Here is a 16049-nt window from a genome sequence, read left to right as displayed (position 1 = left end):
AAGACCCTGCCCGGCGGCGAGCGCCGGGCAGTGCTTCTGATCATCAACCGCCCGACCGACGGGCCATGGAGGAAATAATGCTGACCAAGACGCAAAGCGTGGACGGCGCGGCGATCAAGAAAGCGATCGAAGGACGGGACGGCAGGATGCTTGCGAGCTTCTATGCCGACGATGCACTGGTGCGGGTGATCGATCGCAACAACCCGCCGAGCAAGCCGCGCGAGATCCGCGGCCGGGCCGCGATCAGCACGTTCTGGGACGATATCTGCAGCCGGGCAATGACCCACAAGGTCGACACCACCATCGCCGATGGCGACAACCTCGCCTTCACCCAGGCCTGCGCCTATCCGGACGGAACGAAAGTGTTCTGCGCAGCGATGCTGGAGTTGAAGAACGGCCGCATTGCACGACAGACCGTCGTGCAAGCCTGGGACGAGTGAGGAGGCCGACATGTTCAGCGCCAGATGGCAGATCGACGCCAAATTCGGGCACAAGCAGACCGTGCTTGAACTGCTCAAGAAATGGGAGCGCGAAATCGGCTCTCAGGTCGGCATCGCCGACCTCAAGTTCCAGATCATGACCGGCTCGATCGGCGCGCGGGAGGCGACGGTCGAGTCGCATCACCAGGTCGAGAGCCTGGCCCAGTTGGAGGCGTTCTTCGCCAAGATCGGCAAGATCGATGCGCACGCCAAATGGGGCAAGGAGATGGAGCCCTATGTCGTGTCAGGCACCAGCCTCTGGAACATCTACCGCATCGTGGAGTAGTGGCTGACGCCCTTCTCCCCCGGCAACGAAGGGGCAATCGCATAGGAGACCGGGGCTTTCGCTCTACGATCTACCCCCACCCCTAACCCTCCCCACAAGGGGGAGGGAGACTTCCATTGGCGCTGACATCGGCAGATTGCCGACGTTTTGACGCCGAGTAAGAGCGCGGCAGCATTCCCTCCCCCTTGTGGGGAGGGTTAGGGTGGGGGTCTATCTTCGTAAGAATCCATATGCGATCGCCCCGCCGGCAACGGGGAGAAGGGAAGCGGCGCTGCTACATAAGGCCAAGCTGCTTGTAGAAGCCGAGCGCGTCGTAATAGTCGCTCTGGGTCGCGATCTTGCCGTCCTTGACCGAAAACATCGAGGCACCGGTGAAGGAGAACTTCTTGCCGGTGGCGGCGGTGCCGTCGGCCCAGGCGCCGGTATTGGTGCCGGAAAACTCCCATTCGAACGAGACGCGATCGCCCTCCACGACGGGCGCACCCTTCATCGTCCAGACGGCATCTGGAACGGCCTTGAGGAAATTGTCGATGACGCCGGTCTTGGCGGCCTCCTTGCCTTTGACCGGTTTGCCGACCGAGGCGTCGTAATAGGTGACGTCGTCGGCGAAGTAGCCGGCGGCCTTGGCCGAGTCATGCGCATTCCAGGCGGCGAGATAGGCTTCGACCACCGATTGCGCAGTATCGGCGGCTAAGGACGGCGCCGTGGCGAAAAGCGTCGCGGCGATGGCTGCGGTTGTCATAAACTGGCGGCGATGCATGGTTATTTCCTCCCTGGTTGAATGCTTGTATTGCGCGCTCAAGCGCTAGCCGTGGGCTACCATCACATGCCGCACGGCGGTGTAGTCCTCCAGCGCATAGAGCGACATGTCCTTGCCGTAGCCTGATTGCTTCAATCCGCCATGCGGCATCTCGTTGGTCAGCATGAAATGGGTGTTGATCCAGGTGCAGCCATATTGCAGGCGGGCGGCCGTCGCCATGGCGCGTGATACGTCCTTGGTCCACACGGATGACGCCAAGCCGTAGTCGCTGTCATTGGCCCAGTTCACCGCTTCATCGACTTCCGTGAAACGCGTGATCGAGACGACCGGCCCGAACACTTCGCGGCGCACGATTTCGTCTTCCTGCAGCGCGCCGGCGACGACGGTCGGCTGGTAGTAGAAGCCGGACCCCTCGCCCGGCTTGCCGCCGGTGGTGATCTCGATGTGCTTCAGTTCAGAGGCGCGCTCGACGAAGCTCGACACGCGGTCGCGTTGGCGACGCGAGATCAGCGGCCCGATTTCGTTTTCGGTATCGTCCGGCTGGTTGTACCTGATGGTCGAGACGGCGGAGGAGAGATCGGCGACGAGCTTGTCGTAGATCTTCTTGCCGGCATAGATGCGGCAGGCGGCGGTGCAGTCCTGGCCGGCATTGTAGTAGCCGAAGGCGCGCAGGCCGTTGACCACCGCACCCAGGTCGGCATCGTCGAAGACGATGACCGGCGCCTTGCCGCCAAGTTCGAGATGCGTGCGCTTGACCGACTTGGCGGCGGCCTGCAGCACCTTCTTGCCGGTGGCGACGTCACCGGTGATCGAGATCATGTTGACCTTGGCGTGGTTGATCAGCGTGTTGCCGACGCTGTCGCCACGGCCGAGCACGACATTGACGACGCCTTCGGGAAGGATGTCGGCAAGGATCTTCGCCAGCTTGAGCGAAGTCAGCGGCGTCTGTTCCGACGGCTTGAAGACGACGGTGTTGCCGCCGGCGATCGCCGGCGCCAGCTTCCAGGCCATCATCATCAGCGGATAGTTCCACGGCGCGATCGAGGCGACGATGCCGATCGGGTCCCGCCGCACCATCGAGGTGTGGCCGGGCAGATATTCGCCGGCGACTACGCCGGGCATGGAACGCACCGCACCGGCAAAGAAGCGGTAGCAGTCGACGATTGCGGGGATTTCGTCATTGAGCACGGCATTGATCGGCTTGCCGCAGTTCAGCGCCTCGAGCGCGGCGAATTCCTTGGCCTCAGCCTCGATGCGATCGGCGATCTTGAGAAGATAGGCCGAGCGCTGCGCCGGTGTGGTGCGCGACCAGGTGATGAACGCCTTTTCGGCCGCAGTCACCGCCGCCTCGATCTGGGCGGGGCTTGCTTCCGGCAGGTTGAGAATGGTCGCCCCGGTCTTTGGATTGAGGATCGGCTCCTCGGTCTCGGCGCCGTTCTCGAATTTCGAGCCGATCAGCATCTGGGTGTCCATGGACGTCTCTCCCTTACGAACTGACGTTACTTGCCCGAACCGGCGATCTGGTCGCCGTCGCGGGTGAGGTAATAGGCAAACAGGATGGGCAGCAGCGTCACCAGCATGACGACCATGGCCACGACATTGGTGACCGGTCGCTGGCGCGGACGGATCAGTTCCTCGAGCATCCAGATCGGCACGGTCTGCTGCTGGCCGGCGGTGAAGGTGGTGACAATGACCTCGTCGAACGACAGCGCGAAGGCGAGCATGCCGCCGGCGAGCAGTGCGGTGGCGATGTTGGGCAGCACGACATGCCGGAAGGTCTGGAAACCGTCGGCGCCGAGGTCCATCGAGGCCTCGATCATCGAGCCGGAGGTGCGACGAAAGCGGGCGACCGCGTTGTTGTAGACGACGACCACGCAGAAGGTGGCGTGGCCGAGCACGATCGTCCAGAACGAGAACGGGATATCGGCCAGCGAGAAGGCCGAGCGCAGCGCGATGCCGGTGATGATGCCGGGCAGCGCTATCGGCAGGATGACCAGCAGCGAGATAGTCTCGCGGCCGAAGAATTTTGTCCGCGACACGGCGGCGGCGCACAGCGTGCCCAGCACCAGCGCAATCGCCGTCGAGATGGCAGCGACACGGACAGAGAGCGACAGCGCCTGCCAGACATCCGGCCGGTTCCAGGTGACGGCGAACCATTGCGTGGTCAGCCCGGGCGGCGGCCAGACGAAGCTCTTTTCCTCCGTGGTGAAGGCGTAGACGAAGATCAGCAGGATAGGCAGATGCAGGAAGAGCAGGCCGCAAGCTGCTGCGATCTTGAGGCCAGGCGGGGCGGATTGCGAACCGTCAGAGCGCATCGAACGCCCCCATGCGCTTGGCGCCCCAGAGGTAGAAACCCATGATGACGATGGGCACCACGGTGAAGGCGGCGGCGAGCGGAATGTTGCCGGCGGTGCCTTGCTGCGAATAGACCGCCTGGCCGATGAACAGGCGCGACGTGCCGATGATCTGCGGGATGATGTAGTCGCCCAGCGTCAGTGAGAAGGTGAAGATCGAGCCGGCGACGATTCCGGGCAGTGCCAGCGGGAACAGCACGTTGCGGAAGGTCTGGCCCGGCGACGCCCCAAGATCGGAAGACGCCTCGACCAGATTGCCGGGGACGCGCTCCAATGCCGCCTGCACCGGCAGGATCATGAAGGGCAGCCAGACATAGACGAAGACGATGAAGGTGCCGGTGGCCGAGACCGACAGCGAATTGCCGCCGACGACCGGCAGCGACAGCCAGCCATCGAGCACCCAGAGCAGATGCAATTTGGCGAGCAGCCAGGTCAGAATGCCTTCCTTGGCCAGGATCAGCTTCCAGGCATAGATCTTGACCAGGTAGCTCGACCACAGCGGCAGCATGACGCCGAGATAGAACAGCGCCTTCCAGCGGCCACGGGCATAGCGCGCCGCGTAGTAGGCGATTGGGAAGGCGATGATGGCCGAGGCCAGCGTGACCAGCGCCGCCATCGTCACCGTGCGCAGGATGATGTCGAGATTGGCGGCCTGGAACAGGTCGCCATAGGTCTTCAGCGTGAACTCACGGTTGATGAGGCCGGAGAATTCGTCGATCGAGAAAAAGCTCTGTGCCAGCAGCGCGAACAGCGAGCCGATATAGACGACGCCCAGCCACAGAACCGGCGGCAGCAGCATGAGGAAGAGCAGCAATTGCGGCCGACGCCAGAAAAGGTCCGACAGCGCACCGCGCATACCGCCGCTGCCGGGCAGGATGGCGGGTGCGGTGGCGCGCGGTATGGCGGCGTCGAGGCTCATGCCGGCTCGTCCATCAGATGCAGATGCTCGCGGTTAAAGGTCAGCACCACCGCTTCGCCTTCCGCCGGCAATTTTGTTCCGGCCGGCACGATGGCGTGCAGCCTCAAGCCGTCGGCGTCGAGCGCCAGCTTTGTGGTGGCGCCGAGATAGTTGGTTCCGACCAGGCGCGCGGCAACGCCATCGCCTTTCGCAGCGCGGCCGATGCGGATGGACTCAGGGCGCAAGCTGCCCCAGCGGTGCTGGCCGGAGTAACGCTGGACGAAATCCGGCGGCAGCACGTTGGACGAGCCGACGAAATCGGCGACGAAACGTGTCTTCGGACGCTGGTAGATGTCTTCCGGCGTACCGATCTGCATGATCTTGCCGTCATTGAAGACGGCGACGCGGTCGGCCATCGACAGCGCTTCGCCCTGGTCATGGGTGACGAAGACGAAGGTGATGCCGAGCGCCTTCTGCAGCGACTTCAGCTCTTCCTGCATGTTCTCGCGCAATTTGAGGTCGAGCGCGCCGAGCGGCTCGTCGAGCAGCAGCACCTTGGGCTGGTTGACCAGCGCACGGGCAAGCGCGACGCGCTGGCGCTGACCGCCGGAGAGCTGGCCGGGACGGCGGGCGCCATAGCCGGGCAGACGCACGAGCGACAGCGCCTCTTCCGCCGCCTTCTGCCTTTCGGCCTTGCCGACGCCCTTGACCATCAGCCCGTAGGCGACGTTGTCGAGCACGTTCAGATGCGGGAACAGCGCGTAGTCCTGGAACACGGTGTTGACGTTGCGACGATAGGGCGGCACGCCCTCGGCGCGCTCGCCGAAGATCGAGATCGAGCCCGAGGTCGGCTGCTCGAAACCGGCGATGAGGCGCAGGCACGTCGTCTTGCCGGACCCCGAGGGACCGAGCATGGCGAAGAACTCGCCCGGCACGATGTCGAGATCGACCGCATCGACGGCACGCACGCTGCCGAAATGGCGAGACACTTTCTGGAAGGAAACGGCCGAGGTCATGGGTTGCCAGTCTGTTGCCAGTTTGATGTGTTGATGTCGCGCGCCGCCCTACCTCCTCCTTGTGGGGAGGTCGGGGCGAAGCCGCTGGTGGGGGTGGCCTGACACGAACCGCCGCGACCCCCACCCCGACGCTGCGCGTCGACCCTCCCCACAAGGGGAGGGTAAAGGCGAAATTACCGTCCGCCGATGACGCCGATATAGTCCGACACCCAGCGGTAATACGGCACGCACTGGTCGTTCTGCGTGGCGCACTTCGAGACCGGAGTCTTCCAGAACTTGATCTTGTCGAAGTTGTCGTAGCCGTTGGTCTTGCAGCCTTCGTCGGTCAGAAGCTCGTTGCCCTTGCAGGCAGCGGGGACGACCGGCAACGAACCAAACCAGGCCGAGACATCGCCCTGCACCTTGGGCGACAGCGAATGTTCGAGCCACATATAGGCGCAGTTCGGGTGCGCGGCGTCGGCCTCCATCATGGTGGTGTCGGCCCAGCCGGTGACGCCTTCTTCCGGCACGGTCGAGGCGACCGGCTTCTTGGCGGCGACCAGCGTGTTGACCTGGTAGGGCCACGAACCGGAGGCGACGACGCCTTCGTTCTGGAAGTCGTCGACCTGGATAGCGGCGTCATGCCAATAGCGGCCGACCAGCGTGCGCTGGACGCGCAGCAATTCGAGCGCCGCCTTGTACTGGTCTTCGTTCAGCTCGTAGGGATCCTTGATGCCGAGTTCCGGCTTGTGGAACATCAGATAGTTGGCGGCATCGGCAATGTGGATCGGGCCGTCATAGGCCTGGACGCGGCCTTTGTTCGACTTGCCGTCAGGCAGGTTCATTTCCTCGAAGACGACGTTCCAGCTCTTGGGCGCTTCCTTGAAGACATCGGTGTTGTACATCAGGATGTTCGGACCCCACTGATAGGGGACGCCGTAGTGCACCTTGTCGACGGTGAACCAGGGCGCATCCTTCAGCCGGTCGTCGACAGTCTTCCAGCTCGGGATGAGATCGGTGTTGATGGGCTGCACGCGCTTGCCGGCAACGAGGCGCAGCGAAGCGTCACCCGAAGCGGTGACGAGGTCGAAGCCGCCCTCATTCATCAGCGAGACCATCTCGTCGGACGTATTGGCGGTCTTGACGTTGACCTTGCAGCCGCTCTCCTTCTCGAAGGAGGTTACCCAGTCATAGCCCTTGTCGGTTTCGCCGCGCTCGATATAGCCGGGCCAGGCAACGATGCTGACCTCGCCTTCGCCCTTGCCAAGCTCCTTGACCTGGGCGACGGCCTGACCGGAAAAGGTCAGCGCGACCGTCAAAGCCGTGCACGTCTTCAGAAATGAATTCATCGTCAATCTCCCATTTTGGCGCCTGACTGCGAAGCCGGTCTTCGCTGCGGTCAGCCGCAGGCTGAAAAGTGTCAGTTCGTCCGATGGACACTTACCGCTCTAGCGGCGGTTCGGTCCCTGAAATGAAAAGTGCTTGGAAAATTCCGGTTTCGCAAATTGATTTATCAGAAACACGATATCGGTTTTTCCGATAGATAGCTGCACATCCGATCAGCGCTGCTGGCGTACCGTCCGCTGCGATTGGGCAAGGCCGATGAAGTCGCGTGCCGCCTGCGGCAGGCCGGAGCCGCGGCGCCAGACCATGCCGACCTGGACCACCGGCAAAGTGCCTGAAATATCACGCGATTCAATGCGGTCGCCTTCCAGCGACCAGGGCCGATAGACGAGGTCGGGCAGCAGCGCCACGCCGGCGCCTGTGGCGACGAGGCTGCGCACCGCTTCGACCGAGCGGGTGCGGAAGGCGACATGCGGCTTGGCGCCGATCGCCGCCAGAAGCTTGCCGGTACTTTCCTCGATCTCGTCGACGGTGAGCATGATCAGCGGTTCGCCGACAATATCGCCAATGCCGATAATGTCGGCGCTGGCCAGTTTGTGGCCGAGCGGCACCCACAACCGGTAGGCCGAGACTTCGAGGATTTCCGACTGCAGCGCCGTGCGGTCGCGCAAGTTAGAGGTGACCATGACGGCGATATCGAGCTTGCCGCCGATCAGGAGGTGCTCGAGATAGTCGCCATTGTCCTCGATGGCCGAAACATCGACGCCGGGATAGGCGCGGCGGTAGCGCGCCAGAAGGTCGGACAGCACATAGCCGGCGACCAACGAGGTGACGCCGAGCTGCAGGCGTCCGCCAGCCACCACCTGGTCGTCGGAGAAAGCCCGGCGCGCGTCAGACACGTCGGCAAGGATCTTGGTGGCATGGCGCAGAAACTGGTGGCCTTTGTGGGTGATGTTGAGGCCGCGCGGATGGCGCTCGAACAGTTCGACGCCAAGATCGCTTTCCAGTTCCTTGATTGCCTCGGTGACCGAGGATTGCGAGATGGAGAGGTTTTGGGCCGCGCCCGACACCGTGCCTTGCTCGGCGACGGCAATGAAGAACTGCAATTGGCGGATGGTGAAGGCCATGGCCGGACTAAACACCGGCGCAGCAGGGAAGGAAAGCCGGCGCCGGGCTTATCCCTGGCAGGATATCTGGCGCCGCGCGCTCAGCCGAACAACAGCCTGATGCGCCGCCGCCAGGCCGAGCCATAACGCAAGGCAAGCATGCAGGTCGCTTCCAGCGCCACCACGATGACGATGATGCGAAAGCCGATGGCATAGGAATCCCGACCGCTGCCGCGCATGAGATAGCCGGTGACCAGAAAACCCGTATTCCAAAGCGTGGCACCGAGCAGCGTCGCTGCCGCGAAGGGTAGTGGCGGCAGGCGGAGTGCGCCGGCCGCGATCGGCAGGTAGTTGCGAACCGTCGGAATGAACTGCGCCAGCAAGGAGACCCGCACGTGATGGCGGCGATAGGCCTCGCCGAGCCTGGAATAGGTCGCATAGCGCAGGCAGACATATTTGCCGAAACGCTCGACCAGCCTGTCAGCGCGATCCAATCCAATCCGCCGTCCCACTCCATACCAGACAAGGCAGCCTGTAATGGCGGACAGCGTCGTCACCAGGAGCAGGACCGCCAGCCTCGATAGATCAGGCGCTGCCGTCATGCCGAGGAACAGCAACAGGACATGCGAGGGCGGCAGCGGCAGGATCTTTTCGGTAAAGGCGAGGCAGGCGACGCCGAGCAGGCCGAGGCCCAGGATCGCCGACAGCGGATCGGTCATGAGAAGCGCCAGTCATAGGTCTTGAGGTTCTTAATCCTGGACACCTTATACACCGCACGGGTTTGACACCGCACCACGCAACATATGCGACCGGCGATGCAGCCCGCGTAATGCACAACATCGCCTTTGCGATATCGGGCGGCGGCATGGCCGGGATCACGGCGCACCAGTCGCTGGTGTTTGGCTAGAACTGGTCCACTGGAATCGCGCTAGGCCGCCGCGATGCTGAGGCGCGCTCCCGCCTCGGCGAGTGCTACGGCAATGTCGCGCGGCGGCGGCTGGTCTGTGGCGAGTTCGGAAAAACCGTCGAAGCCGCAGACCTGGACCAGACCCTGGCGGCCGAATTTTGTGTGGTCGGTGATGACAAGGGAGCGCTGGCCGCGCGACAGCACCATGCGGGCGAACTCCGCCTCTTCCAGATCATAGTCCGCCAGCCCCGCGGCGGCGTCCACCGCGCCGATCGAAATCACCGCGTGGCTGACCGAGAAGCGGCTGACGAAGTCGATCGCCGAGACGCCGAAGGCTGCCCCGGAATCGCTGCGCAGCTCGCCGCCTGCCATATAGACTTTGTTGCCGTTGACGGTGGCCAGCGTGCGGGCGATGTCGGACGAGTTGGTGACCACCGTCAGTCGTCGGTGGCCGAGCAGCTCGCGGGCCAGGAACGAGGTCGTGGTGCCGGTATCCAGCATCACCGATTCACCGTCGCGGATGGTGGCGGCGACCATGCGGGCGATCAGCCGCTTGGCCTCGGCATTGTCGCGCATGCGCCGCTCGAACGGCGCTTCGCCGGTCATCGACGGCAGGCCGATGGCGCCGTGCATCTTCAGCACCGAGCCGTTACCGGTGAGCGGCTTGACATCACGGCGCACGGTTTCAAGCGAGACCCCCAGCCGGTCGGCCAGGCTGGCGATGGTGACGGTACCCTCTTCCTTCAGGAGACGGAGGATTTCGCCATGCCGTTTCGAATGGATCATGTGGCCTCTCGAATTCTGCGATCTGCCCGGTTTTAGGGCAATACAGACGTTTTTAAAGGAATTGCAGGCGGTTTCGGGCAAAACACCCAGAAAAAGTCACAACATTTGATTGACACCCGGGCGGCACTGGCGTGACATTGATCGCGTGACAGGCTTCGGAACTGCCACGGGAGGGTGATGGCAGAGCCGCAATTCACGGACCGGACCGTCTGGCCAGACCGTCTGGGATTGATCTGGCACAAAGGCTTTTCAAATCCGCGGGGGCGGAGACCGGGTATCAAAACCTGGCCAAAGGGGCTCGTCGGTGCGGCGCGGGACGGGAGAGTCCCGGCGTCCCGCACCGACGAGATTTTTGCGTTCCCCCAACCCTCTTTGCGCGGCGCGCCGCCTTGTCGAAGCTCCGTCAAATCAGGGGTGGCCCGTGACTGCTGAAGATCGCATCCGGGCCCTGCCCTGCTGGAACGGCAGCGTCGACATTGCACCGCTGCCGGGCGGCCTCAGCAACGCAAACTACCTGGTCAAGGACGCGGCCGGGCGGCACGTCGTGCGCTTCGGCCAGGACTATCCGTTCCACCACGTCTTTCGCGACCGCGAGGTGATGACATCGCGGGCTGCGCATGAAGCGGGCTTCGCGCCGGCGGTTCTATACTCCGAGCCCGGCATCATGGTCACGGAATTCCTCGGCGCAAAAACCTATGTCGCCGAAGACGTGCGCGCCAATATCGGCCGGGTGGCTGCGCTGATGCGCGGGTTCCATCGCGAGATGCCCAGTCACATCTCCGGCGCCGGCTTCATGTTCTGGGTCTTCCATGTCATCCGCGACTATGCGCGCACACTGAGCGAAGGCGGCAGCCGCAAGCGCGACGAGCTGCCCCGGCTGCTGGCGCTGGCCGACGAGTTGGAGCGGGCGCAGAAGCTGCTGCCGATCGTGTTCGGCCATAACGATCTTTTGCCGGCAAATATTCTTGACGACGGTGACAGGCTATGGCTGATCGACTTCGAATATGCCGGCTTCAACACCGCGATGTTCGATCTTGCCGGCGTTGCCTCCAATGCCGAGATGAGCGACGCCGAGTCCTTCGCCTTCCTCACCGCCTATTTCATGCGCGAGCCGGATGAGGCGATCCGTCGTTCTCATGCGGCCATGCAATGTGCATCACTGTTGCGCGAGGCGATGTGGAGCATGGTTTCCGAGCTTTATCTCGATGCGCCGGGCATCGACTACGTCGCCTATACCGCAGAGAACCTGACGCGGCTCGACGCAGCGCTGGACAATTACCGCACGAAATACGGAACACGGCCATGACCTTGCCAACGCAAGCCGGCATCGTCGTCATCGGCGGTGGCATTATCGGCTGTTCGACGGCCTATCATCTGGCGCGCGACCACAAGGCCGATGTCGTGCTGCTGGAGCAGGGCAAGCTGACCTCCGGCTCGACCTGGCATGCGGCCGGGCTGGTCGGACAGCTGCGCTCGTCGGCCTCGATCACCCGCGTGCTCAAATATTCGGTCGAGCTCTACAAGGGGCTGGAGGCCGAGACCGGGCTCGCCACCGGCTGGAAGATGACGGGGTGCCTCAGGCTTGCCACCAACGCCGACCGCTGGACCGAATACAAAAGGCTGGCGACGACAGCAAAAAGCTTCGGCATGGACATGCAGTTGCTGTCACCGGCTGAGGTGAAAAAGATGTGGCCGCTGCTGGAGACCAGCGACCTCGTCGGCGCGAGTTGGCTGCCGACCGACGGCCAGGCCAGCCCCTCCGACATCACGCAGTCGCTGGCCAAGGGCGCGCGCATGCATGGCGCCAAACTGTTCGAGGATGTCCGCGTCACCGGCTTCGACATGAAGGACGGGCGTATCACCGCGGTTAAGACCAACAAGGGCGACATCGCCTGCGACAAGGTGGTGAACTGCGCCGGGCAATGGGCGCGCCAGGTCGGCGCCATGGCCGGCATTTCCGTGCCGTTGCAGCCGGTCAAGCACCAATACATCATCACCGAGAAGATCGACGGGCTGGCGACCGACGCGCCAACCATCCGCGACCCCGACCGCCGCACCTATTTCAAGGAAGAGGTCGGCGGGCTGGTGATGGGTGGCTATGAGCCGAACCCGCAGGCCTGGGCGACCGGCCTGCCCGGCGGCGATGTGCCTGACGAGTGGGAATTTCGCCTGTTCAACGACGATTACGATCACTTCGAACAACACATGAGTCAGGCGATCGCGCGCGTGCCGGCGCTGGAGCGCGCCGGCGTCAAGCAGATGATCAACGGACCGGAAAGTTTTACGCCGGATGGCAATTTCATCCTCGGTGTCGCGCCCGAATGCGCCAACATGTTCGTCGGGGCCGGCTTCAACGCCTTCGGTATTGCGTCGGGTGGCGGCGCCGGCTGGGTGCTGGCGCAATGGGTGGTCGACGGGGAAGCGCCACTCGATTTGTGGGTGGTCGACATCAGGCGCTTTTCCGGCCTGCACCGCGACCGGCAATGGGTCAGCGACCGCACGCTGGAAGCCTACGGCAAGCACTACACGATCGGCTTTCCGCATGAGGAATACGTCTCGGGACGGCCACGCATCGTCTCGCCACTCTATGACCGGCTGAAGCTTCACCGCGCCGTGTTCGGCTCCAAACTCGGCTGGGAGCGTCCGAACTGGTTCGCGCCTGAGGGCACCAAGCCCGAAGACATCTATTCGATGGGCCGTCAAAACTGGTTCGCGCCCGTCGGTGATGAGCACCGGCATGTGCGCGAAAAGGTCGGTATTTTCGACCAGTCCTCCTTCGCCAAATACGAGATGACGGGTGCGGACGCACAAAAGGCGCTGGACTGGATCTGCGCCAACGATGTCGCCAAGCCGGTGGGACGGCTGACCTACACGCAGCTTCTCAACACGCGCGGCGGCATCGAAGCCGACCTGACGGTGGCAAGGCTTGCCGAAGACAAATTCTACATCGTCACCGGCACCGGCTTCCGCACGCACGATCTCTCCTGGATCGGCGACCATGTCGGCAAGGAACTCGACGTGACGTTGAAAGATGTCACCGAGGATTTCGGCACGCTGTCGCTGATGGGGCCGCGCGCCCGCGAGGTGCTTGCGGCGGTCACCGAGACGGATGTCTCGAATGCCGCCTTCCCATTCGGCCATGTGCGCGAGATCGGGATCGCTGATCATACAATCCGGGCGCTGCGCGTCACCTATGTCGGCGAGCTTGGCTGGGAGCTGCACGTGCCGATCGCCGCCACCGGCGAGATCTTCGATGCGCTGATGGCGGCGGGCGAGCCGCACGGCATCCGCCCGGTCGGCTACCGGGCGCTGGAATCGCTGCGGCTGGAGAAGGGTTACCGCGCCTGGGGCTCCGACATCACGCCCAACGACACGCCGCAGGAGGCGGGTCTCGGCTGGGCGGTGAAGCTGAGGAAGAACACCGATTTCGTCGGCCGCCGCGCGCTCGAACAGGTCAATGGCGCGACGTTAAAGAAACGCTTTGCCGGCTTCACCGTCGACGACCCCGATATCGTGCTGGTCGGGCGCGAGACGATTTTGCGCAATGGCGAACCGGTCGGGTACCTCACCAGCGGCGGCTATGGCTACACGGTGGCTAAGAACATCGGCTATGGCTATGTGCGCAATGCCGACGGCGTCAGCGACGACTTCCTCAGCTCAGGCGACTATGAGTTGGTGGTGGCGATGGAGCGGACGCCGGCCAAGATCCATCTCGAGCCGATGTACGATCCGGCGATGAGCAAGATCAAGGCATAGGCCGAGCCAGAATCAATTCACCCGCAGGACAAGACCCCGGCTGGGCACGGTGTCGGCTTCGCCTGGCATCGAGACATAGGGCGCCGTCTCCTCGGCGCGGACCACCCTGCCCTCGGCCTCCAGTGCTGCGATGCGTTCGGCAAAGCCTGCGTTCCACAACGTGTTCTTGACCGTCAGCACGATGACGCCGCCCGGCCGGCAGATGCGGATCAGTTCGTCCAGCCCCTCGGCGCCGACATGGCCGGAGGTGAAGATGCCGGCCGAGACGATGCCGGCATAGGCATTGTCGGCAAAGGGCAGCGGGCCGCCGAGCGCCAGGCAATGCAACGCCGAATAGACGCCCTTTGCCGCCGCCTTGGTGAGCATGCCCTGCGAAATGTCGAGCGCCTCGACCTCGGGGTAGCCGGTAATGGCCAGCCATTCGCCGATCAGCCCGGTGCCTGCGCCGGCATCGAGTAGCGGGGCGGCGCCACGCGGCAAATGGCGGGCGAGCAGGGCCAGGCAGATCGTTGGGTGGCGGTAGCCGGCGGCCGACATGTCGGCATCGTAGGTTTCCGACCAGTTGTCATAGATCGCGGCCACGTCCTCGGGCCGTTGCGCCGCATAGGCGGCGCCGAGCCCGCCATGATCCTTGTTTCCCGCCATCGCTGTTTCTCCGCCAGCTCGATGCTCACCCTCGAACCGATGATAGCCAAACGGCGAAAACTGTGGAACCGTTATCGAAAGAAATAACACGGCCAGGGGCAACAGCCATGGGGACGGACGAGGCACGCGCAACACTTGCGGCGATTCCGGCATTGGCCGGCTATGACGGACCGCTGGAGCGGTTGGGCGGCATGACCAATCTCGTCTTCCGGGCCGGCGATGTCTGCCTGCGTATCCCCGGCAAAGGCACTGAAGAATACATCAACCGCGCCAATGAAGCCGTGGCGGCAAGCGAGGCGGCCAAAGCCGGCGTCAGTCCAGAAGTGCTGCATGTCGACCCAAAGACGGGCGTGATGGCGAGCCGCTTCGTTGCCGGCGCCGAGACGATGTCGCCGGAAAAATTCAAGCTGCGTGCCGGCAGCCCGGCCCGCGCCGGTGAGGCCTTCCGCAAGCTGCACACGTCCGGCGCAGTGTTTCCGTTCCGCTTCGAGCTGTTTGCGATGATCGACGACTACCTCAAGGTCTTGTCGACCAAGGACGTGGCCTTGCCTCCCGGCTACCACGATGTCGTGCGCGAATCTGAAACCGTGCGTTCTGCCCTTGCAGCTCACAAGCTGCCGCTTGCGGCCTGCCATTGCGACCCGCTGTGCGAGAATTTTCTCGATACGGGCGAGCGGATGTGGATCGTCGACTGGGAATATTCAGGGATGAACGACCCGCTCTGGGATCTCGGCGACCTCTCGGTCGAAGGCAGGTTCGATGCAGCGCAAGAGGAAGAGATGATGCGCGCCTATTTCGGCGGCGAGGCAAGACCGGCCGAACGCGGCCGCGTCGTCATCTACAAGGCGATGTGCGACCTGTTGTGGACGCTGTGGGGGTTGATCCAGCTTGCCAACAACAATCCGGTCGAGGATTTCCGCGCCTATGCCGACGGACGTTTCGCTCGCTGCAAGGCGCTGATGGAGACGCCAGAGTTTTCACGGCACCTGGCGGCTGTGCGCAGAGGCTGACGCAGAGCGCTCAGCTCCTTTGCCGGTTATTTGAAAACCCGCTCTATTTCACTCATCGTCACTGTGTCGTCGGACTTTTTGCAGTACCAGACGATCAGCGCGATGGTGCCGATGGGAAACAATCCCGCAAGGAGCTGATGCCAACCGCTTCTGTTGATGTCGTGCAGCCGGCGCGTGGTCATGGCAAGTGTCGGCAGAAGAACGGCAAGATTCCAGAGCGAGGAGATGATTTCATTGTTCACAACAAGGTCAATTACCGAGGCAATCACAGCGACAATGATGAGAAAAAGATAGGAATACCAGAACTCGGAGCGGCTGGCCCTGCCGGAAAAATTCACATAATTTTGGAAAAAGCTCGAAATAGCTTCCATAAAATTCATCGGAGGCGGCATGTCTCCGAAACGATTGCTACCAGCCGGCGGGGCTCTTAAAACAAATATCAATGGCAGGCCAATAAGGACCAAAACGATCAGCCAATGCCATATAGAAAAGCTACCCATTGTCCCCCCAATCACAGTTTCCCCGGAGATATTGGTCTTGGCCTATCCCACCAAGAATCAATCCGAGATTGCGCCCGGCAGGAAATTTACTCCGCAAGATATCGATGTAAATACCGAAATTTTTTGACAGAACACTTCAGTGATTCTGCGCGATAATCGTATTGTTATCAGATGCTAAAGCGTCTCGCTTCAAAACGGTACCGTTCGACCCGCTTTACGCTTG

The 16049-nt window shown here is 62.9% G+C and carries 16 protein-coding genes; 5 read left to right on the top strand and 11 right to left on the bottom strand.

What is annotated here, in order from left to right; all coding sequences use genetic code 11:
- Positions 1 to 77: 77 nt before the first annotated feature.
- Entirely contained in the window at positions 78 to 440 is a 363-nt protein-coding gene (locus tag AC1DXM_RS13935) for a nuclear transport factor 2 family protein (protein WP_023688799.1), read from the top strand.
- 10 nt (positions 441 to 450) lie between these two features.
- Positions 451 to 765, top strand: a complete 315-nt coding sequence (locus AC1DXM_RS13930; RefSeq protein ID WP_192249776.1) for a hypothetical protein — start codon at positions 451 to 453, stop codon at positions 763 to 765.
- 274 nt (positions 766 to 1039) lie between these two features.
- Here AC1DXM_RS13930 and AC1DXM_RS13925 read toward each other — a convergent pair whose 3' ends face one another.
- The 9 genes from AC1DXM_RS13925 to AC1DXM_RS13885 form a co-directional block, all read right to left on the bottom strand.
- Positions 1040 to 1525 (bottom strand): ester cyclase, encoded by a 486-nt coding sequence (locus tag AC1DXM_RS13925; RefSeq protein WP_477233568.1) that lies wholly within the window; start codon positions 1523 to 1525, stop codon positions 1040 to 1042.
- A gap of 45 nt (positions 1526 to 1570) precedes the next feature.
- On the bottom strand, positions 1571 to 2998 hold the full coding sequence (locus tag AC1DXM_RS13920) for a gamma-aminobutyraldehyde dehydrogenase (protein ID WP_477233567.1): 1428 nt from the start codon (positions 2996 to 2998) through the stop codon (positions 1571 to 1573).
- Positions 2999 to 3024: 26 nt separating this feature from the next.
- Positions 3025 to 3840, bottom strand: a complete 816-nt coding sequence (locus AC1DXM_RS13915; RefSeq protein ID WP_477233566.1) for an ABC transporter permease — start codon at positions 3838 to 3840, stop codon at positions 3025 to 3027.
- Positions 3830 to 4798 (bottom strand): ABC transporter permease, encoded by a 969-nt coding sequence (locus tag AC1DXM_RS13910; protein ID WP_477233565.1) that lies wholly within the window; start codon positions 4796 to 4798, stop codon positions 3830 to 3832. Before AC1DXM_RS13910 ends, AC1DXM_RS13915 begins: the two co-directional genes overlap by 11 nt.
- Positions 4795 to 5793 (bottom strand): ABC transporter ATP-binding protein, encoded by a 999-nt coding sequence (locus AC1DXM_RS13905; protein WP_352582115.1) that lies wholly within the window; start codon positions 5791 to 5793, stop codon positions 4795 to 4797. The genes AC1DXM_RS13910 and AC1DXM_RS13905 overlap by 4 nt, the downstream gene beginning before the upstream one ends.
- A 173-nt stretch (positions 5794 to 5966) precedes the next feature.
- Positions 5967 to 7121: an ABC transporter substrate-binding protein gene (locus AC1DXM_RS13900; protein ID WP_477233564.1), complete on the bottom strand. Its 1155-nt coding sequence runs from the start codon at positions 7119 to 7121 to the stop codon at positions 5967 to 5969.
- Between the two features lie 210 nt (positions 7122 to 7331).
- Positions 7332 to 8243 (bottom strand): LysR family transcriptional regulator, encoded by a 912-nt coding sequence (locus tag AC1DXM_RS13895; RefSeq protein WP_477233563.1) that lies wholly within the window; start codon positions 8241 to 8243, stop codon positions 7332 to 7334.
- 80 nt (positions 8244 to 8323) lie between these two features.
- Positions 8324 to 8941, bottom strand: coding sequence for a DedA family protein (locus tag AC1DXM_RS13890; protein ID WP_477233562.1), 618 nt, complete (start codon positions 8939 to 8941; stop codon positions 8324 to 8326).
- Between the two features lie 209 nt (positions 8942 to 9150).
- Complete coding sequence (locus AC1DXM_RS13885) at positions 9151 to 9915, bottom strand: DeoR/GlpR family DNA-binding transcription regulator (RefSeq protein ID WP_477233561.1); 765 nt, start codon at positions 9913 to 9915, stop codon at positions 9151 to 9153.
- A 421-nt stretch (positions 9916 to 10336) separates the two neighbouring features.
- On the opposite strand from AC1DXM_RS13885, the gene AC1DXM_RS13880 reads away from it, so the two are divergent.
- On the top strand, positions 10337 to 11221 hold the full coding sequence (locus tag AC1DXM_RS13880) for a phosphotransferase (protein WP_477233560.1): 885 nt from the start codon (positions 10337 to 10339) through the stop codon (positions 11219 to 11221).
- Positions 11218 to 13671 carry a GcvT family protein gene (locus AC1DXM_RS13875; RefSeq protein WP_477233559.1) on the top strand — a complete coding sequence of 818 codons (2454 nt, stop codon included), beginning with the start codon at positions 11218 to 11220 and terminating at the stop codon, positions 13669 to 13671. Before AC1DXM_RS13880 ends, AC1DXM_RS13875 begins: the two co-directional genes overlap by 4 nt.
- 12 nt (positions 13672 to 13683) lie before the next feature.
- Here AC1DXM_RS13875 and AC1DXM_RS13870 read toward each other — a convergent pair whose 3' ends face one another.
- On the bottom strand, positions 13684 to 14316 hold the full coding sequence (locus tag AC1DXM_RS13870) for a class I SAM-dependent DNA methyltransferase (protein WP_477233558.1): 633 nt from the start codon (positions 14314 to 14316) through the stop codon (positions 13684 to 13686).
- A 107-nt stretch (positions 14317 to 14423) separates the two neighbouring features.
- Between AC1DXM_RS13870 and AC1DXM_RS13865 the strand changes: the two genes are divergently transcribed.
- A complete protein-coding gene (locus AC1DXM_RS13865) occupies positions 14424 to 15326 on the top strand; it encodes a phosphotransferase (protein WP_477233557.1) in 903 nt (300 codons plus the stop codon).
- Between the two features lie 26 nt (positions 15327 to 15352).
- Here AC1DXM_RS13865 and AC1DXM_RS13860 read toward each other — a convergent pair whose 3' ends face one another.
- Complete coding sequence (locus tag AC1DXM_RS13860) at positions 15353 to 15826, bottom strand: DUF805 domain-containing protein (protein WP_477233556.1); 474 nt, start codon at positions 15824 to 15826, stop codon at positions 15353 to 15355.
- Between the last annotated feature and the right edge of the window lie 223 nt (positions 15827 to 16049).

The organism is Mesorhizobium sp. P3_A2 (assembly GCF_056403115.1).
This window is presented reverse-complemented; position numbering and strand designations above follow the sequence as displayed.

What these genes read in the sequence shown, in the direction of transcription:
- AC1DXM_RS13935 (WP_023688799.1), top strand. Translation starts at nt 78, where the DNA reads ATGCTGACCAAGACGCAAAGCGTGGACGGCGCGGCGATCAAGAAAGCG.
- AC1DXM_RS13930 (WP_192249776.1), top strand. Translation starts at nt 451, where the DNA reads ATGTTCAGCGCCAGATGGCAGATCGACGCCAAATTCGGGCACAAGCAG.
- AC1DXM_RS13925 (WP_477233568.1), bottom strand. Translation starts at nt 1,525, where the DNA reads ATGCATCGCCGCCAGTTTATGACAACCGCAGCCATCGCCGCGACGCTT.
- AC1DXM_RS13920 (WP_477233567.1), bottom strand. Translation starts at nt 2,998, where the DNA reads ATGGACACCCAGATGCTGATCGGCTCGAAATTCGAGAACGGCGCCGAG.
- AC1DXM_RS13915 (WP_477233566.1), bottom strand. Translation starts at nt 3,840, where the DNA reads ATGCGCTCTGACGGTTCGCAATCCGCCCCGCCTGGCCTCAAGATCGCA.
- AC1DXM_RS13910 (WP_477233565.1), bottom strand. Translation starts at nt 4,798, where the DNA reads ATGAGCCTCGACGCCGCCATACCGCGCGCCACCGCACCCGCCATCCTG.
- AC1DXM_RS13905 (WP_352582115.1), bottom strand. Translation starts at nt 5,793, where the DNA reads ATGACCTCGGCCGTTTCCTTCCAGAAAGTGTCTCGCCATTTCGGCAGC.
- AC1DXM_RS13900 (WP_477233564.1), bottom strand. Translation starts at nt 7,121, where the DNA reads ATGAATTCATTTCTGAAGACGTGCACGGCTTTGACGGTCGCGCTGACC.
- AC1DXM_RS13895 (WP_477233563.1), bottom strand. Translation starts at nt 8,243, where the DNA reads ATGGCCTTCACCATCCGCCAATTGCAGTTCTTCATTGCCGTCGCCGAG.
- AC1DXM_RS13890 (WP_477233562.1), bottom strand. Translation starts at nt 8,941, where the DNA reads ATGACCGATCCGCTGTCGGCGATCCTGGGCCTCGGCCTGCTCGGCGTC.
- AC1DXM_RS13885 (WP_477233561.1), bottom strand. Translation starts at nt 9,915, where the DNA reads ATGATCCATTCGAAACGGCATGGCGAAATCCTCCGTCTCCTGAAGGAA.
- AC1DXM_RS13875 (WP_477233559.1), top strand. Translation starts at nt 11,218, where the DNA reads ATGACCTTGCCAACGCAAGCCGGCATCGTCGTCATCGGCGGTGGCATT.
- AC1DXM_RS13870 (WP_477233558.1), bottom strand. Translation starts at nt 14,316, where the DNA reads ATGGCGGGAAACAAGGATCATGGCGGGCTCGGCGCCGCCTATGCGGCG.
- AC1DXM_RS13865 (WP_477233557.1), top strand. Translation starts at nt 14,424, where the DNA reads ATGGGGACGGACGAGGCACGCGCAACACTTGCGGCGATTCCGGCATTG.
- AC1DXM_RS13860 (WP_477233556.1), bottom strand. Translation starts at nt 15,826, where the DNA reads ATGGGTAGCTTTTCTATATGGCATTGGCTGATCGTTTTGGTCCTTATT.